Source organism: Nitrosopumilus sp. b2 (genome assembly GCF_014078535.1).
Lineage (GTDB): Archaea > Thermoproteota > Nitrososphaeria > Nitrososphaerales > Nitrosopumilaceae > Nitrosopumilus > Nitrosopumilus piranensis.
The window spans coordinates 453,490-474,883 of the sequence record NZ_MU078702.1 but is presented as its reverse complement, the minus strand read 5'-3'; the positions used below and the strand labels follow the sequence as shown (position 1 = coordinate 474,883).

The window sequence follows — 21,394 nt, the reverse complement described above, 5'->3', positions numbered from 1 at the left end:
AAATGTAAAACCTAGTTTTGAATATAATGGGAATGGTTCATTCGATAAATGTACCATTAGATCTTTTAGTTTATCTCAATTTGACAGGAATGAAAAGTTTTATTCCATTTTGAATGACCTACAAATCTTTTTGACTCAAATTCCTGAAGATCGGTAAAAGTTGTACTGGTTTTTCCGATGACATTATCTTTAGCATCTATAAAGGATATCAAAAGTTCTACTTGAGAACGTTTTAGATTATCATTGTGGTATTGACCAGAGATTGTTACTAGTCCAAAGTCATCACGAATGCACGAAAAATTTTCGACTCCTTGTGTTGCAGATTTTTCTGGTTCAATAGACTTTGGGACAGTTTGAATGTTTGAAATAGACTCTTGTGAATTATTTTCTTGAATTGTTCCTTGCAAAACAGTGTGCAATTGAGAGTTTACAAAGTCATTTTTGTAAAAACTAATTTTCTTCAAAATTTCACTCATAAATCGAGTTGTGGGCTCGTTTTCATCTAAAATAAGATTGGCTGTATCATAATTGTAATGTTCATCATGTTGATCAAAGATGATAACATGGATAATGAAATTATTATAGGTGCATGATGTTAATGCACCATCTGAAGTATAATTAAACAAACATTCAGAATTATTATTTGGTTTTCCAGTGAGATATGCTGAATCAAAGATTTTATCTTTGTCTCTATCTTCAAAAGAATTCCAGTAGTTATCTAAATCATTTTTATTGTTAAATTCAGATATTTGCATAGTAAGTGTGGGTACTTTAAATTTGTAAAATACCGGTTCATAAATTCTTGTAATATCATTAAAAGTTACTTTAACAGAATCGATAACTCCTTCTTTTTCTTCAAATTCGTATTCTGTTGAAAAAATTCTCCACTTTGTTTCTTTTGTAATGTCCAAAATATCTTTGTCATTTAACAAATATTTTTCAAGACTTGATTGAAAAGTGTCATCATTTGAAAAAATACTTTGTTCAGGATTATATTCTAAATATCCAACTTCTCTCAAGTAGTGTATTGTTCTAAGAAATTGTAAATCATTTATTTTTCCATCAACCCACCACTCTGCTCTATCTTTTACCCAATACGGGATTAATTCAGAAGTTTTTTCTCCATATAATTCTGGAATTTGTTGAATTACAGTCTTTGCAGTATTTGCCAGAATTTCTTGAGATTCTATTTCATCAGGTAAGATGTTTTTATCAAGGATATTTTGAATTAATGCTAAAAATTCAAAATCAGAGATTTGATCACTTACCCAAATAGAAATTGCTTCTTTTACCCAATCAGGAAATACTTCAGCCTCAGAATTCTCTCCAAACACCAGACTTTGAAAGGAAATTGCAAGTAGGAAAATAACAAGTCCAAATAATGAACTGGTTTTGAGATTGATCATTTAGAAACCTCCTTTGAGAAGTTTGAGAGTACATTTCTAAAGTCATCATCACTTGAATCATATTTTGCATATTCTACACTTCCACAAAGCAATAGCCAATTTCTTACCTGACCATATACATTTGATTTTGATTCATGTAGAACGTTTAGTAATTCATGGTTTGTCATTTCTTTGAATATTTCCAAATTTTGTGAATAGTAGTATCGTATTGCTTGACTAAGAGCTTCAAAAGATTCTTTTCTTTGATTGTTATCATATAGGCTTTGAGATTTGATGATCATTTGTTGTGTTAATTCTCTATAATCAGGTTGAGGTTTTGAGACTTGTAATAGCGGTTCTTCATATTTTCTTGAGGACAATTTCTTTCGTAAAATATATCCAAACACTGCTAGTGCTACAAATATTGGAATAATTAGTAAGAATGATAAATCTTCAAACTTTTGCGTAAGTTCAGATATTTGCAATTGACTACTTTGTAGTGAATCATGGATATGTTTTGTATTTTCGAATTTTGGTTCTTCAAATTTAAAATTATCAAATATGCTTCCTGTATTTCTTGATGGCTGTGGAATAGCTATAGATTCAGTCAATTGATTTGGAAGTTTTTCTCCAGACATTATTCCATCAAATAGTTGTGAGGTTTGTTCGGTGAATGCATTGTTCATCTTTTCTTGAATTTGTTCCTTAGTTAGTATGAGATAGTTTGGAGAATAATCTCTTAAGTCAAATTCGCCATCACCACTTCGTATGGCATCATCCATTAATTGTCGTCCCAATGTGAATTCCTTAGGCGTAAAGATATCATTTGGAATTGCCTCTAAATTATCCATGCTGTAACCACGCTCAAGCACAAAAAGTTCCAAATTTGAGTTTGGGTTATAGTCAAAAGACTGTCCTTTAATGAGATATTTGGAGTCTCCAATAGGATCTAACAAGGCTTCTGCGATTTCAACATAGCCGTCTGAAAATCTATCATAATATTTTATTTTATGTTTAAAACTTTCTTGTCTAAGATCTCGTTGTTCAATTAATACCCCATTTAGAATCTGACCTTCTTCTGAATTAATTGTAATTTTGTGATCTCCAATTGAATACTTGTTACCAGTAATGAATTTGTCATAGATTGGTTTTGCAGAATCTGTAGGTTCAACTACAAGTTCTGCATAATTTGAAACTATTTCAACTTCTTGGGTTGTAACAGTTTCTTCTACAATCTGTCCTTCAATTAACCAATCCATATGAATTTCTGTAGATTCTGCAAATGCAGGATTTACAAGGATTAGTGGTACCAATAAAAAAATTGCTGCAAATTCTTTTTTAAAATATGAAAACTTATGCGACAATTCTATACCTGCCATAAATAAGGTAAGCATCAATCAACAACAATACAATTGCAGCAGCTATGAACCAATCTCGTATAGTAGAGTATTCCATTTCATAATCCAGATTAGAACTAAGATTAGCAAAAATTTCATTTAGTGTTTGCTCATCAAGTGATTTGTAATAATTTCCAGATGTTTGTTGTGCAATTGTAACAAGTGTATCTTCATCTAATTCTGCATATTGGGGTTCACCATAGATATCATCTCGTAGAAAGACAGGTTCAACTGAACCTAATCCAATTGTGTGAATTTGAACACCATTGACTTTTGCATATTCTGTTGCCTCTTGTGGTGTTACTAATCCCGAATTATGTACTCCATCACTAAGTAAGATCACTACACCTTTCTTATCAGGAATTGATGAAGCCATATCAATTCCAAGTGCAAGTCCATCGCCAATGGCAGTAGCACCTTGACCTTGTTCTATTGATGAAATTGCATTAATTGATTTGTCTTTATCAGGTGTAAGATAGGATATTGTTGTGGCCCCTGACTCAAAGAGAACAACTCCTACATTGTCTTGTGGGCCCATTTTTAAAATCAGATTACTAATGGCATTCTTTGCTGCATCTAGACGTGTAGGCTCGTAATCTGTGGCAGCCATACTCTCTGAACCATCTAAAACTATGCTCAGGTTGATTCCATTTTCAACAGAAAATGTTGGAATCTGAGGATTTGCAAAACCTATAATCACTAACCCTAGAATTCCCATCATCAAAACAAATGGCAAATGTTTTCTCAGAAAATTTTTTCCCATTACAGATTTTTTTACAATTTTTAGTGAACTAAATTTCATAATTGAGTCTTTTTTTTCAGAATTATATTTTGCGTAAAGAACATACAACCCAGGTATTATCAAGAGCAAGAATAATGCATAAAGATATTCAAAATGAATTTCCATTTACGTTCGTCTCCTGCTATGAATATATCGATTAAATGTAACATCAAATGGTTCCTCATTTGAAAGATTCAAAAAATCAACTCCCAATTTTTTCATTTCATATTCAGTTTCTTCTCTTGTTTTCTTGATATGATTGGAATACTCTTCTTGGAATTTTTTATCAGAAGTATTTACTAAAATTTGTTCTCCGGATTCCGCATCTTCTAAATATACGTGACCAATTTTAGGAATCGCTGTTTCATGAATATCTGAAATATTTACTAAAATAATCTGATGTTTTAGTTTGAGATATCGTAGTGGCTTTACAAATGAATCTGACATAAAATCTGAAACAACAAAAACAACACTTCGGCGTTTTAGATTTTTTTGTAATTCTGATAGTGATCTAAAGATATCAGTTTGTGTACTTTTTGGTGTATATTCTAATAATTTTTTTAAAATTTCCATCATGTGTTTTTTACCTTTCTTTGCTGGAACAAATTTTTCTAAATAGTCTGTAAATAGACCCAATCCAACTCTGTCATTATTCTTTAATGCAGAAAACATCAAAGAAGCTGTTATTTCAAATCCAAGTTCTTTTTTACTTTTAACAAAACCAAAATCGTTACTTGCAGACATGTCCATGACAATATAGACATTAAGCTCTTTTTCTTCGACAAATTCTTTTACAAAAAGATCATTGTACCGAGCCGAGACGTTCCAATCTACTCTTCTGGCATCATCGCCTGCAGCATATGCTCTTACCTCAGAGAACTCAATACCTCCACCTCGAAATCTGGATCTATATGCACCTGACTCCATGCCTTCGACTAGATTTTTGGTTTTGATATCGAGGTTTTTGACCTGCTTCAAGAGTTCTGTGAGATCTGTCATGGTTTTCGTACCCTAGGGAGGACTAATTTTTTCTAAAACAAAATCAATTACCTTATCAGAAGTAATTCCATTTGCTTCTGCCTCAAATGTCAAAATTATTCTATGACGTAAAACTTCGTGTGCAACTGCTTTGATGTCTTCAGGAATAATGAAGCCTCTTCCATTAAGCATGGCATTTGCTTTTGCAGTTCTCATTAGCCAAATTGATGCTCTTGGAGATGCTCCAAATTCTATCATATTTTCTAAATCCAGATCATATTCTTTTGGATTTCGTGTTGCATTTACTATATCTGCAATGTACTCTGTAACTACCTTATCAGCATAAATTTTCTCATTGAATTTTTGAATTTCTAATATTTCTTCAGGACTGATAACTGTTTTTACTTTATCTTCTTGTTCAGAAGAATTTTTTTCAATAATTTCAAGTTCTTCTTGTTTGGAAGGATAATCAATTAAAATTTTTAAAGCAAATCTATCAACTTGTGCCTCAGGAAGTTTGTATGTTCCCTCGTTTTCAATAGGATTTTGTGTTGCAAGAACTAAAAATGGTTTTTTTAATTCAAATGTATCTCCGTATATGCTAACATTTCTTTCTTGCATTGCTTCAAGTAATGCTGATTGAACTTTGGGAGGTGCACGATTAATCTCATCAGCAAGAATAAAATTATGAAATATAGGACCTTTTTGTGTTACAAAAGATCCTGAAACATTCTTGTAAATTTTTGTTCCCAAAATATCTGCCGGAAGCAGATCTGGCGTAAATTGAATTCTAACATGATCAACATTAAAAATTTGTGCCATTGTCTTTACCATCAATGTCTTTGCTAGACCAGGAACACTCTCTAAAAGTACATGACCATCAGAAATTATTGAAATGAGAATTTTCTGCAGAGCGTCTTGTTGACCAATCACAACTTTGTGTGATTCCTCAAAAACTGCATTTAGTTTCTCGGCATATTTTTTAGCTTGTTCACTTAGTTTTTTGATATCCTCATTTGATACAGAATAGTTTATGTTATTCTCTCTAAGTGCCATGTCCTAGAATGCCATTTTTGGAATAAATATCAGACTGGTTCATTCGAAAGATGTACCAGTACGTAATACGCATGATATTACAAACTGTAATTTTCTCAATTATTTCTATAAAATGGTCATCTGAAAAAGTAAATCCATTTTTTCATGGCGTTTAACATCATACAATCATCATATTGAATATGGATGGACATATCCATTGAAACATGTAATGATGTTTTACAGTTTCCTCTGTATTCAAAATGAAATTAGATAGTTTTTGAATTTGTAGTGTTCACCTGTGTGGATTAAAGCCAGATCTATCAGTATCTGAATATACTTTAGTTCAAATCAAATTCTTTTCAGCCAAGTTTGTACATATCTATATCATAGAGCATAAGCTCTATTGTATCATCTAGATCAAATTACAATAATTTCTCGCTTAACTAAATTTTCAATGATATTCAAGAACTCTTCATCTGTAATTTTTTCCTCATACCACCAACTTGCAGGAGCTTGTACCCATTGAGGAATCTTCCATTGCAATTCAGAAATAACTTCACGTGTTGGAACAGATAGAATTTGCTTTTCAAAAAGAAAATCAATTCCTTCTAAGAATTCTGAATCAGAAATTTGTTTAGTTGACCACCAATCAGCATTTTGTTTTATCCAATTAGGAATAATAGGTAATTCTGGAGGCAATCCTGTTTCAAAGCCTGAGATTTTCAAAATACCCTGAGATTGAGGTTCAACTGTAAATGCAACATGCCAAAATCCCATCTCATCAATGCTTTGGATAAATTCTACAGGCTCATCATTGATAGTAACAGAAAATTTTTCATTTCCAGAGATTGGAGCAAATTCAAAGTTTGCATATGTTTCTAAGGGATAACTGTTGTATCCACGCATAGTCATTGTTGTTCCAGATTCATCAAACTTTGCAGCTGAATACCATGCCCCTGAGTCATATCTAAAGTCAAAATCACCACCATTCTTCTTTGCAGTAACAGGAATTACAGTGGTATCAACTGGTGCAAAGCAGCTATAGTAAAAGACATCTTCAGTAATTGCAGGATCAGGATACATTGTAAAGTCTAAAATTTCACCAGGTTCAATTTTTTCAATATATTCAATATTTTGAGTTATATCTAGTACATTTTCATAACCATGAACAACTGCAAAGATTTTTGGAAAGTATACTGTTTCATTTCCGGTATTTTGAATTCTTCCTGAGATATGGCCATCATCATGTTTGACTAGAGTTTTATCATAAATTATTTGAATTGGAACTTCATGTGTAATTGTTTTTTCAAATGATAATTTAGGATTAACTAGAATAGGAGTATTTGATTTTATTTCAGGAAATTTTATCTTAAATGGAATTTCTTTTCCAGCAGCTAACGGTACATGTTTGATTGTTTTTGAAATTGTTTTTGAGTCATCAATAAGTGAAACAGTAATTGTTGGAATTACTGCAAAATTGTTTTCATTTTTTACATTTCCAACCACAGTATAGATTCCATTTGAATCAAAGTATCCCAGATATTCATGCAATGGAACAAATACATCAGCAAAAACTAGCTGAGAACCAAGAAAAATAATAGTAAACAGACCAAAGAGAAAAAATATCTGCAGATAAGAAATTCTAGAAAGAGTTAATGATATCTTCGAATCCAGAAGTTGGTTTCTCAAGTAGGCTTGGTCTATAGTCTTCAACTAGCTTATCTATCAAATCTCTGACTTTAATATGATACCTTTTTTTAAGTTGAACAAATTTTGTTTCTACCAATCCATCATCAACTAGTTGTGATAGATATAATGAAACAGTTGAAGGTGATTTATTTACTTGTTTAACTAATTGAGAAAATTCTAAACCGTCTTCTTTTACTAATGTAAGTAACAGATCACGTGGAGTTTGTTTTCTTAATGCTTTAATTACAATTGATTCATCTTCTGTAATTTGTGGTGGATAGAATCTAACTTGTCTTGGACCACGATCTGCTTTGATGATTCCATTTCTCTCTAGTTTATCCAGATAATGACTTAAAACACCATTTTTCAATCCAGATGAACGCATGATTTCACGGAATTGGATTCCAGGGTTTTTCTCAATGATATCTTGAATTTGTAAATCTCTATCAGTCATTTCTAAACACTCCTAATGCTAATAATCCTAATGTGACAAACGTCAATAAATGTCCTACTTCTGAAATTGACATTATATCAAAGTCGTATACGGTAGGCCAAGTGGCATCAATTAGTAAAATAATTTCTGCACCAATAAAATTGGCAAATGCAATTGCACTAAATAAAAGTCGTTTTGTTCGTAGTTTGTGATACGCAAATATTGCAAGAACGGTAATGAATACAGCCAAAGAAATTCCTCCCACATGCAAAAAGATGTGTGCTAAATGATAGCCATGAAACAAGTGCGGAACTATAATTGGCAACGCTAGAATTGCAACTACACCTGTAACTACAACAGAAAATAACGTAGATTTTCTTTCAACTATTCTTTCAGGCCTAAACAAAGCAGTATAATTCAGTTAATTATTCATTTAAGGCAACTGGTTCATGTCTCGAACTAGAAACGATCAAATATGAATAATCCCTTTCTGAATTAAAAATTCTAGTCCTTGGACAAATGTCTTATCATCAATTGAACCTTCTGCCCACCAGGCAGCATTATTTCTAATCCACGAAGGGATCTCTGATGATTCCGAAGATCCTTGTTCAGTTACAGGAATTACAATAATTTTATTTTTAATAAGATATTCAATTCCTTGCACAAACGTATTATCATCAATTTGTTTTTGAGACCACCACAAAGCATTATTTCTAATCCAATCAGGGATTGTAATTTCTTTTTGAGTTGTAACTCTATCAATTACAATTGGGATATTTGTTCTTGCAAGATCATTATTATCTAAATTATTAAAATTCAGATATACAATTCCTGAAACATCTTGTGGAACCATAAATTCTACAACATTATGTTCTTCTCTTGAATTAGTACTAACTCCATTTTGTTCAAAAATTACTTTATTATTTTGTGTAACAGAAAATTCATAGGTTGTTGAAACAGGTTTGTTTTTTAGGAAAACATCAGTTACGTCAAAAATTATTTTTGCATTTGAATTGGATTTGAGGTTTTCAGGTTCCCAAGATACAAGAATTCTAAATTGTCCATTCTCAGTAACTGAACTCAAATGTGGATAATCCCTGTCAGGTTTTATTACAAAATTCATACCATTTTCATTTGAACCATTTTCAAAAACAGTGAGTAATTCTTTTTGATAAATAATGAAATGAACAATACGTCCATCAGAAAAAAAATCATCTATTGTTGTTACATCATCAGAAAGTTGGACTCCATTAATGAACATGGTGAATCCAGATACAAGCAAATCACCAAACGTTTTTGGAATAACTAGTTCTTCATGTACAACTGATGTTTGATTAATGTTTGAATAACTCCATTCAAACGGCATAGAGTATCTAATTTCTTTTGATGCAGGATCATATTGGAAGTCAGAAATTTCATCATAGTAAGTAACTACATGGATATTTTGGTCCCCAAAATTTGGATCAACAAAATCATGTTGAGATGTCTGAGCAATTGAAATTCCTGCATTGAATACTAGTGGATCTTCAAGTGTGTTAGAATATCCATCAGCCGTAAGTACACTAATATCAAATTTGTACAACCCACCTTCGCTTAGTTTTGGACCCTTCACATGAATTAATCTGCTATCTAATCCCAACAATGAGCCAAAAATATTGCTCCCAGTTTCTTCCTCCAATACAACAGAATCAGTGTCTTCAGATACAAAGTTGAAAACTAGAAACCCATTATCTGCTTTGAATTCTCGGTTAAAAAGAAATTGGTCTCCTTTTTCAGCTTTTATTTGGAAAGTAACATCACGTAAAGTAATTTTAGAATCAAAATCAATCATCGAAATAGAAATTTGTTGATCATCATTTGTTTCAGGATTACTTTGTGATGAAGAAACTTCTATGGTTACTTGCTTTCCATCAAGTTCCACAGGGGGAAATGTTTCACTTCCCACACCATGACCAAACACATCATCAAAAGCAAATACAATCAACAAAGGTAGTAAAAGTAATAGAAAATAATTTTTCAAATTATGTCCACTTGTTTGGATCTTTTTTACGTATTTCTTTTCCATCAATTGTAACTGAATCTTTTTCTTCAAAGATGGTATGCCATTTACCATTACTTGGAAAAATTTTGTTCATCTCTTCAACTTTATCATTAGTAGGCGGTTTGTTCATCAAAGCTCCCCATCTCATGTTAGGAACTTTTGGCATGATATCATTGATGTCTTTCATTGTATTATCACTTGACTAAATTTATTTAAAAACCTATGATTGAACTCTCATGATTCCTTCTTTAATCAGGAATTGAATTCCTTGAATGAAAGAATCATCATCAATTGCGCCTTCTGCCCACCAGCCTGCATTATTTTTAATCCATGCAGGAATTTCATTAGAACTGGTTCCCTGACCTTGGGATGTCGGTGGAATCTTTAGAATATCTTCTTTAACTAAATATTGGATTCCCTGAACAAATGAACCATCATCTATTTGTCCTGCAGCCCACCACTCTGCATTATTTTTTATCCAATTAGGAATTGCAGTTGGTTTTGTGTCAGGTAATGTTTTTGCAAGACTTGGGCCTAATTCAATTATTCCTGAACCAATCCCAGCATAGGTTTCATCATAAGCTAACCCAGTACCTAATGCTCTAATATCAATTCTGTAAACACCTTGAGATGGGACATAGATTTTCTTTACATCGATTCCCTCAGTGGCGACGATTCCAGGCATTTGAGGATCATTACCCATGAATGTCTCTAAGACTTTGTCATTTTCATCAATAAAAGATATCACATATCGCATATCACGAATAAGTTCTCTATATTCATCAAAGAATGTAATCTCAAATGGAATTTCATCACCTGCACCATAATTTCCATCCCATGAAATATTCACAGTTGTTGGGACAGGTTCATAGTTTGTAGTGTCTACTAGATAAAATTCAGTTGATTGTTTTTCTACTGCACTAAGTGGAACAAGTTTCAAATCCATTTTAGGATTATCATAGTTGGATTCACCTAGTGTTTCGTTAATTTTTTTTAATTCTTGATTAGTAATTAGAAAATGAACAATGTTAGTATCATCATAGGAATACGGATCATTTAGTAATGCTCTCTGATCAATTTCTATACCATTGACATATCCCTTGAATTGTTTACCTTCTGCATATGGGGCAAATGTCTTTGGAACCCTAACTTCTTCATGAACTACTTGAACTAAATCAACATAATCGGGACTCCAATCAAATGGCATATCAAATGAAATTGAATTGTCTGATTGATCAAATTTGAAGTTATCAACCTCATCATAGTATGTTTTGATAACAACAGGTACTTCGGCATTTGCAGTTTGGATCATAAAGTTTTGATCTTGTGCAACGCTAACAAAAGTTTCATAGCTTAACAAATTTGCCAATACAGTTTTAGGGCTAGTAGCAGCTTCGATATCTACTCGAATCTGATACAATCCACCCTCTAAGAAGATTGGACCTGTAATACCAGGTCTTGCACACACATCCAAATTGTCATCATTACATTCCGCACCCTGTACAAATAGAGCACCAGGAGCACTAACATGTTCTGAACCATAATATACAGTACATTGATGCAGATTGTCTTTATTACAATCAGCTTTTGGTGTTAGTTTAACATCTAATCTTCCATCTAAATCATAAAATAAGTTTCTAGCCAAAAGTTCACCACTATGCCAAACTTCAACTCTATAGGTGACTTTATCTAGATTAGTGTCAGTTAATGTATCAAAGAATCTTATTTGCATGTTAGCTGATTTCAATTCCCCCACAGTGATGTCAGATGGAGTTAGTTCTGTTCTAACAGTTACTTCCATACCACCAAAGGATATAGGAGGAGCTTGATCTCCACCCAAACCATGTCCAGATACATCAGGGATTAATGCAGGTATTGTAAAAATTCCAATTATTGTAATAAATAATGCAAACTTATTGTACAATAACAAAATTATGTTAATTCCATATTTAAAGCTGGCATAGCATTTCTATGCGTGATATTTTTTGAGAATTTGTAGTACGATTTTTATTTATCATTTTTAGAAATAAAGTATGAAAGTTATTTTTGCATTATTATTTGTACCATTAATGATATTTCCAGCTTTTGCTGAAACTCAGACATTACCAACTGATAAGAATACTTTGGATGTTAAATTAACATATGATAAAATTGAACCTGGTGAACAAACCAAGATTAACATAGATTTTATCAATCCACAAACTCAAAAAGTTCAAGAGCATATTGACTATACTGTAGCTGTATCAAAAGATGGTGAAACAGTATTTGGACCAATTCCACTCACACATACATCTGTTGGCTCTGTAAAAATTCCAATAGAGTTCAATCTTGGTGAAGGAATATACTCTATGGACTTTGAAGTTGAAGGAATATTATTCCAACCAATTCCAAAAGAAACAGTATCTTTTGATATTCAAGTAGGTGAGGCAAATGCACAACCAATTCCAACACCTGATGATGAAAAACCAGATGGAGAAGATGGTGGATGTCTTATTGCAACAGCAACATTTGGTTCAGAGCTTGCACCACAAGTTCAACAACTAAGAGAGCTTAGAGACAATACAGTTCTAAAAACAAGTTCAGGAATTGCATTTATGACAACTTTTAATCAATTCTATTATTCATTCTCACCAGTTATTGCAGACTTTGAAAGAGAACAACCACTATTCAAAGAAATTATGAGGGTAACACTCACTCCAATGCTATCATCATTATCACTGTTAAATTATGTAGATATTGATTCAGAGCAAGAGATGTTAGGGTATGGTATCTCCATAGTACTACTAAATCTTGGAATGTACATAGGAATCCCTGTATTAGGAATTCTAAAATTGTACCAATTTAGAAAAAACTAGAGATTCAACTTCTGAAAATTCTAGTGAGGTTTTTATGTATCTGGACAGGTAAACTGGTTAATGAAGACTATAGCAATTTGCTCTTTCTTCGTACTATTTGCCATGGTAGCTGGATTAGTTGCAACAACACCAGCTGCTTTTGCAGATCATTCAGAAGTCACAATTGTACCAGCAGCAGGTTCTGGTGCACCAGGTTGTGAAGAAACCACAGAGGGATGTTACATTCCAAGTACTGCAACAGTTGATGTTGGTGGCGTTGTAATAATGTCAAACACTGATACTGCAGCACATACATACACTTCCGGAACTCCAGATGATGGACCAGATGGTGTCTTTGACACTAGTCTATTGATGGCAGGAAGTTCATTTGAATGGAATCCAACAACTGTAGGTGAATATCCTTACTTCTGTATGGTTCACCCATGGATGGTTGGAACAATCATAGTACAAGAAGTAGGAGCTGCTGAAGATGATCATGGTGACGAACACGGAGATGATCACATGGATGAAGGAGGTCATTTGATGACAGAAGCATCTGCAACAGGTATGATGTCTGATGGAACAAAAGTTTCAGTCTGGACTACTGAACCAATGGCAGGTGAAATGATGGAAATTCATGTAGAATTTGAAGATTCAGAACATGTCAACCATGACATAACTGTTACACAAAATGGAGAAACAGTACTAGATGATATGGGAGCACATCATCATGAGGGCTCAGGAATGCACACAACAGCACCACTAAGTTCTTCTGATCCAGTTGACATCACAATTACCTTCCAAGGTTATGGTGTTGATGATCCTAAAACAGGACCAATCGGTGAAAAAGTAGTATTCACAAACGTTGTCCCAGAATTTGGAACAATTGCAATGATGATACTAGCTGTTGCAATCATAAGCATCGTAGCTGTAACTGCAAAATCTAGAGTTATTCCAAGATTTTAGGAATCCTCTTTCTTTATTTTCTTTTTACTAAGGTAATTATCGCCAATATTATAGCTGCACTAGCAATTGATAATCCAAATATTGCAAAGTCATAAGCTGCTCCACCATCAGATGCAACTTCAGTTTCACCAGACTTTAGTTTAGAAACATCTTGTTGTAATGATGAAATTGCTTTTTTCATTGAAGCGACATCTGTAGCTCCTTCACCAATAGAAGGTGGAAAATCTAATACAGCCGTAGGCTCTACATCCTCAATTGGAATCTTAATATCAATAGGAGTTCCACGGATTTCGCCTTTTAGTTCTACCATGTAAGTTCCTGTTTTAGTTGGAATTATTGGTGAAAAATAATATCCAGGTTTAGGATCAGAGTTTATATCAATTTTCTTTGTCGCACCACCAAACATTATAGTTGCATCGACACTTTTGAAAGCACTAGTAATGCCTGTAAATGTGCCTTCATTTTCTCCACGTTCAATAACTTTTAGAACTAAATCATTTCGGATACCTACAACTGGAGGCTCAATTCCCCAACCTGCTTCAATTTCATATTGCTCAACATGAACAGTTGTGTGTGCAAATGAGGGTGCAATCATTCCAATTGAAAACAATAAACCAATAATGCCAAAAACTACGATTTTCATTACTATAATTTTACAATTACACGTTATTATCTTTACGTGAATTGGTACAAAAATCGAATTCAGAAAAACTGTTTAAATTATCAAAGATGATCTGAAGAGTAAATGCAAAAATTTCTCATTGCCTTGCTGATAATATCATTTTTTTCAGTTCCATATGTTGCAGCGCATCCATTTACTGAAGAAACTATTCCAAATTTATCATCTAATGCACCAGTTGGTACAACAAAAGTAATTGTGTATTTTTCAGAACCAATTGACATTAACTTTAGTGAGCTCAAAGTATTTGATACAAATGGAAATCAGATAGATAACAAAGACACTATTTACTACGAAGGGGAATTATCTCTTATTGTTACAACACCACCATTAGAAGATGGAATTTACACTGTATCAACTAAAGTTCTCTCTAAAGTAGATGGACATCTTGTACCTGGTGCATTCTTGTTTGCAGTTGGAAATGTTGTAATTGATCCATCTTTGTTAGATGTGAAACGACCATCAGAGCTAGTGTTTTTGCCTGAAGCAGGTGCAAGATTTCCAGGATTGGTAGGTCAAACAATTGTTTTGGGAGCAGTTATTGCATCCATGATAATTTGGGGAACACAAAACAAGCAGATGATCAGAGAAGAATTAGAAAAAATTGAAAACCTTCATCATGGAAAATTTATGTCAGTTACAGGAATTGGGCTTGTACTAGTCTTTATTTCAGATATTTTGATGATTGCAGTTCAAAGTGTAAGACTAGGGGTTTCTCCAATTGATGCAATTCAAACTGACTTTGGAAACATATGGCTAATCAGAATGATAATTACAATTATTCTATTAGGAATATGGTTTGGATTAGACAGAAAAAAAGTACTAACAAAGAAAAATCAAATTGGGATGTTAGCAGCGTCACTTGTATTAATTGCCACAACAAGTCTAATAGGACACGGAGCAGCTAGTGGAGAAACGCCTGCAGTTGTATTAGACTACATACACAATTTGGTTGCAGCAGTTTGGATAGGTGGAATATTTTATTTTGTGTTCACGTTACTTCCAGCAGTTTCACAATTAAAAGAGTCAACTAGAGAGAAGATGAGTCTAGTACTTATTCCAAGATTCTCCATTGCATTCATTATTGCAGTAGGAGTTGTTATAATTACAGGACCAACATTGATGTGGTTCTTAGAAAGCGACATTGGATTAATTACTGAATCAATCTATGGTCAATTGATAATACTCAAAATAGCTATTGCAGCAATTATGGTAGGGTTGGGAGGGTTCTTCCAATTTAAAATACAAAAGAATGCAGAAAAAAATCTTTCATCGGGAAAGATTTCAGTTCATAAAAAACTAAAGAGATCACTCAAAGTTGATGCAGTATTAGGAATCATACTTCTTGGAGTAGTTGCACTACTAGCTAATGGAACATTACCAGCAGGTGAAATTCAAAAGGTTGATGCACAAGAAGTTGTATATGATTTTAAAACTGTAGAATTTACAGAGAATACAAAATTCGATATTGATATTTCACCATTCTCAAGTGGTGCAAACACAATTCTAGTCAAGGTTAGTGACTTTGAGGCAAATCCACTACATGATTCAGACCAAATTAAAGTAAAGGTATCAAATCCATCAAAGAATATTTCACCAATTGAAGTACCAATGGAAATAATCAAACAGGAAGAAAATAGACCAATAGAGTTCCAGGGGGAAATAACATTTGGATTTTCAGGCGAATGGTTAGTTGAAATTGAAGCATTAAGAACTGAAAATGCTAATGAATCAAAGCTTTTGAATTTAATAGTAAAACCAAGACTAACAGATATTCAAACACAGATTATTGAATATGAATTACCAGATGACGCTAAACCATTATTCCCAATATATGATGGGAGTGATTCAATTTGGATAAGTGATGCATCAGCTCCACGTTTATGGGAGTTTTCACTTGAAACACAAGAATTCACACCATATTCATTTGATGGAACAACTACAACATTTCTAACTCAAGATAGAGATGGTAAAATTTGGTTTACAGATACTCCAAGAAACCAAATTGGATTCATAGATCCCCAAACAAAAGAGATTACAACAAAAACAATTCCAAAATTTGATCCTGTTATTTCAGACAATGCACCTCTTTTCATAAAAGCAGATTTTGAAGGAAATCTTTGGATTACAATTGTCAATAAGGATAGAATTGTAAAATACATACCTGAAGACGATAAATTTGAAGAAATTGTTTTGCCAGGAAAAGAGAATTTACCATTTGCATTAGAAATTGACGAAGAGGGAAAAATTTGGTTTACTACAACTGGTACAGGCAATATTGGATATATTGATCCGAAAGATAATCACATAACTCAATTTTCAAGTGAACCACCACTACAAGGACCTGAAGCCTTACTGTTTGATGATGAGGGAAATCTCTGGATTGCAGAGCATACAGGTCTGGCAATTACAAAATTTAATCTAATCTTTGAGACATTTGAGAGAATTTCTGTGCCTAATGATGAGGCATTACCATTTGGAATGACGTTTGATAGATACGGAAACATTTGGTTTGCACAACACACCATAGATAATATCGGAGCATATGATCCTGACAATAATAATCTGATTGAAGTTCCTGTTCCTTCTGAGACATCCTTTGTACAGTTTATGACATCAGATGGAGAGGACAATGTTTGGTTTGTTGAACAACAAGCAAACAAAATTGGAACAGTAAAGATGACTGAAATTCCTGTTATTTCTTCTCAAGTACAATCATTAGATAAATTTGAGTTAAAGTATACAGAACTTGCATCACCATTAATTGCATTAGGAATTATTGCTACATCTTTATTTTACGTAAAGAGTATTCATGATAAAAGAAGATTAAATGGTTTAATCAGTTCTTAGAAAGTAGACCAGCAGATTTTATTCCCATTGTTCCTGCAAGTAATCCAATTGAAATTAAAACAATTGTTCCTGCAGGAGTAATATCAAAGATGTAAGAAATTAAGATTCCAGTTACAACTGAAAAAATTGAAAAGCTCATAGAAATAATTGCAGTGTGTTTGAATCCTTTACCATACATTATTGCTGAAACATTTGGAATCACAAACAGAGCTGAAATTAGTAGAACACCAACCAGTTGAATTGATGTAACAACTGTAATTCCTGCCATAAAGACTATGAGATAGTTTATTTTTTCTACATGAATGCCGCTAACTTTAGCTTGCTCCTCATTGAATGTAGAATAGAGAATCTGTCTAAACAATACCAGTATCACAATCAGAATTGCGCCAGTAAGACCCAGTATCAATACAGTATCATCAACACTAACTAGAAGAATACTTCCAAAGAGAAAGCTAAAGATATCAATGGTAAATCCACCGGATAATCCAATAATTACAAGCCCAACTGCTATACCTGAGGATAAAAGTACTGCAATTGAAGCATCTCCAGAAATATTGAATCTATCTTTGATTCTTGTAATGATTAATGCACTAATTATTGATACGCCATAAGCAGTCCATAATGGATAAACTCCTGCCAAAAGACCTAGTGCAATTCCACCAAAAGATGAATGTGCTATTGCATCACCAAACAAAGAATATCGTCTAAGAACCAAAAACAATCCTACAACAGAGCAAAGAATTGCAATAGAAATTCCAGAGATTAGTGCTCTATGCATAAAACTGTAAGTTAGAATTTCAAAAGACATGATTAATGATGATGCATATGCTCCTGCATCGATGCCTCAGAGTATTGTTTTACAAGTTCATCATCAGAAAAGAATTTTTCAGATTCCCCATGGAAAAATAGAGTTCTATTCAGACAAGCAACATGATTTGCTAATTGATTTACTGCATCCAGATCATGAGATGACCAAATAATTGTAATTTTTTGTTTAGAATTTAATTCACGCAAAATACTATAGAACAATTCTATGCTTTGCTGATCAATTCCTGTTACTGGTTCATCTAAAATCAAAACTTTAGGATTATTTACCAGAGCCTTTGCAATAAAGACTCGCTGTAATTGTCCACCAGATAATTCACCTATTCTTCTATTTTGGAGTTCATGAATCCATAATTGTTGCAGAATTTCATTAATTTTATTTTCATCAGATTCCTTTCTCAATCCCATCCTAACTACATCATTTACAATAGCAGGAAAGTTTTTTTCAAAAATTGGTTTTTGAGGAACGTATCCAATATCTTTAAGATAATTTTTTGATTTTCGAATGTCTTCATCAAAAAATTTGATTGTTCCTTTGTATTTTGTATTAAGTCCAAGCATGCAATCAAAAAGAGTAGATTTTCCAGCACCGTTTGGACCAATTATGCCTAAAAAATCACCCTCATTTACCACAAAACTCACATCATCAAGAGCCTTTACATCAGGATAATGAACTGTTAGGTTACTAATTTCAACTGCCTTCAACATAATGCCTCCTTTAGATTCTCAAGATTTTCAATCATTTTTTGAATGTATGTACCATCAGATGCAACCTCTAGTGGAGATAAAACCAAAACTTTTCCACCAATTTCATTTGCAATAACCTGTGAAGTTTTACTATCAACAGTATCTTCGCTAAAAATTATTTTAATGTCAAGTTCTTTGGCAGTTGTGATTACATTTTCTAATGTTTTAGCAGTAACTTCTCCATGTGGATCATTTGATGAGATTATTGTATGTTGATGTAAATCATATTCTTCAGCAAAATAGGAAAAAGCATCATGAAATGCAACAAAATCAGAATTACAGTTAGATAATTCATTTCGAATTTGTAAATCCAATAAATCTAATTCTTCAATGTATGATTTTGCATTTGATTGATAGTATTGTTGATTTTGAGGATCGTGTTTCGAAAATGCATCTGCAATGTTTTGAACTTGGGTTTTTGCATAAACTGGATTTAACCAAATATGAGGATCTCCGGATTCATGATCATGTTCATCCTCATGATTATCTTTTTCAGAATCTTTTACTATGATGCCATCGCTTGTATCAACTATAGTTCCTTGATAGTTATTTTCTCCAAGTTTGTCAACCCAATTCTCAAAACCAATTCCATTAATAATTATAAGATCAGATGCTTGCATTTTTTGTACATCTTTAATTGTTGGTTCCCAATCATGAGGTTCAACTCCAATTGGGACAAGTAATGTTGCATCAACTTTGTCTTTTCCAATATTTTGTGCAAATTCGTGTAACGGATTAAAGGATGATATAACTTGCAGTTTTGAATTATCAGAAGTTGTTGGCTCTAGATTTGGGTTTGTTCCATAAACAATAAGTGAGCTTATTGGAATCACTATAGATATTGCAATTATTGCCATCTTGGTCTGTGTGTTCACACAAGCAGTTCATTGAAATTTTATTAATAAATCTATAAAATCTTAATAAGATTAATTGCTAAACTTATAAGATAATTAATAACATCAGGCGTATGCCAATAGTTTCAATTTCATTAAATGATGAAATTCTATCTGAATTAGACAAATTACAATCAAGTATGGGATTCTCAGGTAGGTCTGAGGCAATCAGGGCAGGAATCAGAGCATTTGTTTCTGAAGAAAAACAAAAGTCAGATTTGTCAGGAAACATTCATGCAATTCTTTTGGTAGTACACAATGATGAGTTTGATCATGTTGTATCAGGAATTACTCATAACTTTGAAGACTTGATAACAACGCATCTCCACAGTAAAATTGACAAAGAAAAATGTATGGAGCTTTTTGTAATTGATGGAGATGCTGAAAAAGTTTCTACCATGACAAAAGATTTTCAGACAAACAAAAACATGGATACTGTTAGACTTGTTGCAATATAAAATATTCAGATTAGTGAATAAAAAAGAAAAAATGTTGGAATAATCAGTTAATCATCTTTATCGTGCTTAACTTTTTTTCCTGGGAATTTGCTATCATCAATGTCAGCAGTGCAACCAAAGCCTCCAAACCATGAAGGATTGTTGAATGGTTGTTCCATGATAGGATCTCCATTTTCATCTTCACCTACTTTAACAAGTGGAGCATCACGACAAACTGCTTTTACATCTACAGGAACATCTTTTACACCAAAGTAGTCAACAGTTCCAGTTACATGATAGCCGTAAATTCCAGGTTGAGCTAGAATTTGCCTAGCAAAGTAATGTCCTGGATCACCATGCACACCACTAACTTCAACATCAGTTTCTAAAGGCTCAAAACCTTTTTCTACTGCTTTGAGGAATTGTTTGTCATTCTTGTAATAGAATTTGTCAACTTTCAAATCAGCTTCTCCAAGATTCAATTCAGTTCTGGTGTCACTGATGAATAACTCCATTGGATGCTCACCAGACCATTTGCCTGATTCTTGTGCTCTTGTTGGTTCATTGTTGTGTCCCATGATAACAGTAATCAAACGATGTTCTCCATTTGGCAAAGTAAATGAAATTATCTGTCCACCATGTGCAAAGGCTTGCTCAGATGAAGCAACTGAAAGCAACATTACTGTTGCAACAGAAGCAATCATAAACATTGAAATATTCTTTGAGAACATTTTATTCATGGCCTCCATGTCCTAATCCATCGTTGTCATGTTCGTCATCATTTAGATCATAGATTGTGTTAGCACTCAAGTCAACATATGGACCATCCGTATATGGATTGTCACCAATGTTTCCTAGTACGCTTTGTATATTGATATCAACAATATGTTGTCCAGAGAATGTAACATCAGAGTCTCCTAGATTAGCTATTGCTATATCGGTAACTCTTGGTGCTCCACCATTAAGTGGATCTGGAATATGAGCATGCCATACACATCTATTGTCTCCATTGGAGACTAGATCAATGTAGAATAACGGCATTGGTTCAATGTGTGTTGCGCTGTTGTGTTCATCAATGTGTCCAGCAATTACTGCAACTCTTGGTGCATTTGTATCATCATCTACAGGTACACATTCATCAGTCAATAAGAAATGGCCTGATACATAATTTGGACTTGCATCGTACAAAGGCATAACCTCACCAGGTCCCAATGTGATACCATTCAATGTGATGTGTGTGTTATCAGGAATATTATCACCTGACACACCAGCTTCAAAGCTGTGACTTGCAAATGAATAACCGCCAAATGATAATGCAATAGTAAGGATTGCAGTACCTACGATCATAGATGTTCTATTCTGTGTTAGAAAAGTCATTGAGTATGATTGTGTAATCATATTAAAAATAAAATTGGTACATTAGT

The 21,394-nt window shown here is 33.2% G+C and carries 21 protein-coding genes; 4 read left to right on the top strand and 17 right to left on the bottom strand.

Annotated features, from left to right (window positions below; genetic code table 11):
• Window positions 1–65: 65 nt before the first annotated feature.
• The 11 genes from C6989_RS02775 to C6989_RS02725 all read right to left on the bottom strand — a co-directional run bounded on the left by C6989_RS02775 (window position 66) and on the right by C6989_RS02725 (window position 11,663).
• A complete protein-coding gene (locus C6989_RS02775; protein WP_182126290.1) occupies window positions 66–1,406 on the bottom strand; it encodes a hypothetical protein in 1,341 nt (446 codons plus the stop codon).
• Complete coding sequence (locus C6989_RS02770; protein ID WP_182126289.1) at window positions 1,403–2,698, bottom strand: hypothetical protein; 1,296 nt, start codon at window positions 2,696–2,698, stop codon at window positions 1,403–1,405. The genes C6989_RS02775 and C6989_RS02770 overlap by 4 nt, the downstream gene beginning before the upstream one ends.
• A 40-nt stretch (window positions 2,699–2,738) precedes the next feature.
• A complete protein-coding gene (locus tag C6989_RS02765; protein WP_182126288.1) occupies window positions 2,739–3,689 on the bottom strand; it encodes a vWA domain-containing protein in 951 nt (316 codons plus the stop codon).
• Window positions 3,690–4,562: a DUF58 domain-containing protein gene (locus C6989_RS02760; protein ID WP_182126287.1), complete on the bottom strand. Its 873-nt coding sequence runs from the start codon at window positions 4,560–4,562 to the stop codon at window positions 3,690–3,692. It lies immediately after the preceding gene.
• A 12-nt stretch (window positions 4,563–4,574) separates the two neighbouring features.
• Window positions 4,575–5,597, bottom strand: a complete 1,023-nt coding sequence (locus C6989_RS02755; RefSeq protein WP_182126286.1) for an AAA family ATPase — start codon at window positions 5,595–5,597, stop codon at window positions 4,575–4,577.
• A 396-nt stretch (window positions 5,598–5,993) separates the two neighbouring features.
• Complete coding sequence (locus C6989_RS02750) at window positions 5,994–7,127, bottom strand: peptidase (protein ID WP_255464620.1); 1,134 nt, start codon at window positions 7,125–7,127, stop codon at window positions 5,994–5,996.
• Window positions 7,128–7,218: 91 nt separating this feature from the next.
• On the bottom strand, window positions 7,219–7,719 hold the full coding sequence (locus tag C6989_RS02745; RefSeq protein WP_182126285.1) for a winged helix-turn-helix transcriptional regulator: 501 nt from the start codon (window positions 7,717–7,719) through the stop codon (window positions 7,219–7,221).
• Complete coding sequence (locus C6989_RS02740; RefSeq protein WP_182126284.1) at window positions 7,712–8,104, bottom strand: hypothetical protein; 393 nt, start codon at window positions 8,102–8,104, stop codon at window positions 7,712–7,714. The genes C6989_RS02745 and C6989_RS02740 overlap by 8 nt, the downstream gene beginning before the upstream one ends.
• 63 nt (window positions 8,105–8,167) lie before the next feature.
• The gene (locus C6989_RS02735; protein WP_182126283.1) at window positions 8,168–9,763 is read right to left on the bottom strand and encodes a peptidase; all 1,596 of its coding nucleotides are present in this window, start codon (window positions 9,761–9,763) and stop codon (window positions 8,168–8,170) included.
• On the bottom strand, window positions 9,720–9,926 hold the full coding sequence (locus C6989_RS02730; protein WP_182126282.1) for a hypothetical protein: 207 nt from the start codon (window positions 9,924–9,926) through the stop codon (window positions 9,720–9,722). Before C6989_RS02730 ends, C6989_RS02735 begins: the two co-directional genes overlap by 44 nt.
• A gap of 33 nt (window positions 9,927–9,959) precedes the next feature.
• Window positions 9,960–11,663, bottom strand: coding sequence for a peptidase (locus C6989_RS02725; RefSeq protein WP_182126281.1), 1,704 nt, complete (start codon window positions 11,661–11,663; stop codon window positions 9,960–9,962).
• A 109-nt stretch (window positions 11,664–11,772) separates the two neighbouring features.
• On the opposite strand from C6989_RS02725, the gene C6989_RS02720 reads away from it, so the two are divergent.
• Both C6989_RS02720 and C6989_RS02715 read left to right on the top strand, forming a co-directional pair.
• Window positions 11,773–12,594, top strand: coding sequence for a CFI-box-CTERM domain-containing protein (locus C6989_RS02720; protein WP_182126280.1), 822 nt, complete (start codon window positions 11,773–11,775; stop codon window positions 12,592–12,594).
• A 60-nt stretch (window positions 12,595–12,654) separates the two neighbouring features.
• Window positions 12,655–13,539 carry a PEFG-CTERM sorting domain-containing protein gene (locus C6989_RS02715; RefSeq protein ID WP_182126279.1) on the top strand — a complete coding sequence of 295 codons (885 nt, stop codon included), beginning with the start codon at window positions 12,655–12,657 and terminating at the stop codon, window positions 13,537–13,539.
• Between the two features lie 13 nt (window positions 13,540–13,552).
• On the opposite strand, the gene C6989_RS02710 is transcribed toward C6989_RS02715, so the two are convergent.
• Window positions 13,553–14,182, bottom strand: a complete 630-nt coding sequence (locus C6989_RS02710) for a hypothetical protein (protein WP_182126278.1) — start codon at window positions 14,180–14,182, stop codon at window positions 13,553–13,555.
• A 102-nt stretch (window positions 14,183–14,284) separates the two neighbouring features.
• On the opposite strand from C6989_RS02710, the gene C6989_RS02705 reads away from it, so the two are divergent.
• Window positions 14,285–17,068: a copper resistance CopC/CopD family protein gene (locus tag C6989_RS02705; RefSeq protein ID WP_182126277.1), complete on the top strand. Its 2,784-nt coding sequence runs from the start codon at window positions 14,285–14,287 to the stop codon at window positions 17,066–17,068.
• Here the strand turns inward: C6989_RS02705 and C6989_RS02700 are convergent.
• From C6989_RS02700 to C6989_RS02690, 3 genes are read right to left on the bottom strand one after another with little or no spacing between them, the layout of a single operon-like run.
• Window positions 17,058–17,846 (bottom strand): metal ABC transporter permease, encoded by a 789-nt coding sequence (locus tag C6989_RS02700; RefSeq protein WP_182126584.1) that lies wholly within the window; start codon window positions 17,844–17,846, stop codon window positions 17,058–17,060. The two genes, C6989_RS02705 and C6989_RS02700, sit on opposite strands and share 11 nt — an antisense overlap.
• Window positions 17,847–17,878: 32 nt before the next feature.
• Window positions 17,879–18,601 carry a metal ABC transporter ATP-binding protein gene (locus tag C6989_RS02695; RefSeq protein WP_182126276.1) on the bottom strand — a complete coding sequence of 241 codons (723 nt, stop codon included), beginning with the start codon at window positions 18,599–18,601 and terminating at the stop codon, window positions 17,879–17,881.
• Entirely contained in the window at window positions 18,595–19,515 is a 921-nt protein-coding gene (locus C6989_RS02690; protein ID WP_182126275.1) for a metal ABC transporter substrate-binding protein, read from the bottom strand. The genes C6989_RS02695 and C6989_RS02690 overlap by 7 nt, the downstream gene beginning before the upstream one ends.
• A gap of 92 nt (window positions 19,516–19,607) precedes the next feature.
• Here C6989_RS02690 and C6989_RS02685 point away from each other — a divergent pair, with 92 nt between their 5' ends.
• Entirely contained in the window at window positions 19,608–19,991 is a 384-nt protein-coding gene (locus C6989_RS02685; RefSeq protein ID WP_148702599.1) for a CopG family ribbon-helix-helix protein, read from the top strand.
• Window positions 19,992–20,038: 47 nt separating this feature from the next.
• Here the strand turns inward: C6989_RS02685 and C6989_RS02680 are convergent, their stop codons facing one another.
• On the bottom strand, window positions 20,039–20,701 hold the full coding sequence (locus C6989_RS02680) for a hypothetical protein (RefSeq protein ID WP_182126274.1): 663 nt from the start codon (window positions 20,699–20,701) through the stop codon (window positions 20,039–20,041).
• A 1-nt stretch (window position 20,702) separates the two neighbouring features.
• The gene (locus C6989_RS02675; RefSeq protein ID WP_182126273.1) at window positions 20,703–21,347 is read right to left on the bottom strand and encodes a hypothetical protein; all 645 of its coding nucleotides are present in this window, start codon (window positions 21,345–21,347) and stop codon (window positions 20,703–20,705) included.
• Between the last annotated feature and the right edge of the window lie 47 nt (window positions 21,348–21,394).

Coding starts and splice junctions, on each gene's coding strand:
- C6989_RS02775 (WP_182126290.1), bottom strand. CDS start 1,406: ATGATCAATCTCAAAACCAGTTCATTATTTGGACTTGTTATTTTCCTA.
- C6989_RS02765 (WP_182126288.1), bottom strand. CDS start 3,689: ATGGAAATTCATTTTGAATATCTTTATGCATTATTCTTGCTCTTGATA.
- C6989_RS02760 (WP_182126287.1), bottom strand. CDS start 4,562: ATGACAGATCTCACAGAACTCTTGAAGCAGGTCAAAAACCTCGATATC.
- C6989_RS02755 (WP_182126286.1), bottom strand. CDS start 5,597: ATGGCACTTAGAGAGAATAACATAAACTATTCTGTATCAAATGAGGAT.
- C6989_RS02745 (WP_182126285.1), bottom strand. CDS start 7,719: ATGACTGATAGAGATTTACAAATTCAAGATATCATTGAGAAAAACCCT.
- C6989_RS02735 (WP_182126283.1), bottom strand. CDS start 9,763: ATGGAAAAGAAATACGTAAAAAAGATCCAAACAAGTGGACATAATTTG.
- C6989_RS02730 (WP_182126282.1), bottom strand. CDS start 9,926: ATGAAAGACATCAATGATATCATGCCAAAAGTTCCTAACATGAGATGG.
- C6989_RS02720 (WP_182126280.1), top strand. CDS start 11,773: ATGAAAGTTATTTTTGCATTATTATTTGTACCATTAATGATATTTCCA.
- C6989_RS02715 (WP_182126279.1), top strand. CDS start 12,655: ATGAAGACTATAGCAATTTGCTCTTTCTTCGTACTATTTGCCATGGTA.
- C6989_RS02710 (WP_182126278.1), bottom strand. CDS start 14,182: ATGAAAATCGTAGTTTTTGGCATTATTGGTTTATTGTTTTCAATTGGA.
- C6989_RS02705 (WP_182126277.1), top strand. CDS start 14,285: ATGCAAAAATTTCTCATTGCCTTGCTGATAATATCATTTTTTTCAGTT.
- C6989_RS02700 (WP_182126584.1), bottom strand. CDS start 17,846: ATGCATAGAGCACTAATCTCTGGAATTTCTATTGCAATTCTTTGCTCT.
- C6989_RS02695 (WP_182126276.1), bottom strand. CDS start 18,601: ATGTTGAAGGCAGTTGAAATTAGTAACCTAACAGTTCATTATCCTGAT.
- C6989_RS02685 (WP_148702599.1), top strand. CDS start 19,608: ATGCCAATAGTTTCAATTTCATTAAATGATGAAATTCTATCTGAATTA.
- C6989_RS02680 (WP_182126274.1), bottom strand. CDS start 20,701: ATGTTCTCAAAGAATATTTCAATGTTTATGATTGCTTCTGTTGCAACA.
- C6989_RS02675 (WP_182126273.1), bottom strand. CDS start 21,347: ATGACTTTTCTAACACAGAATAGAACATCTATGATCGTAGGTACTGCA.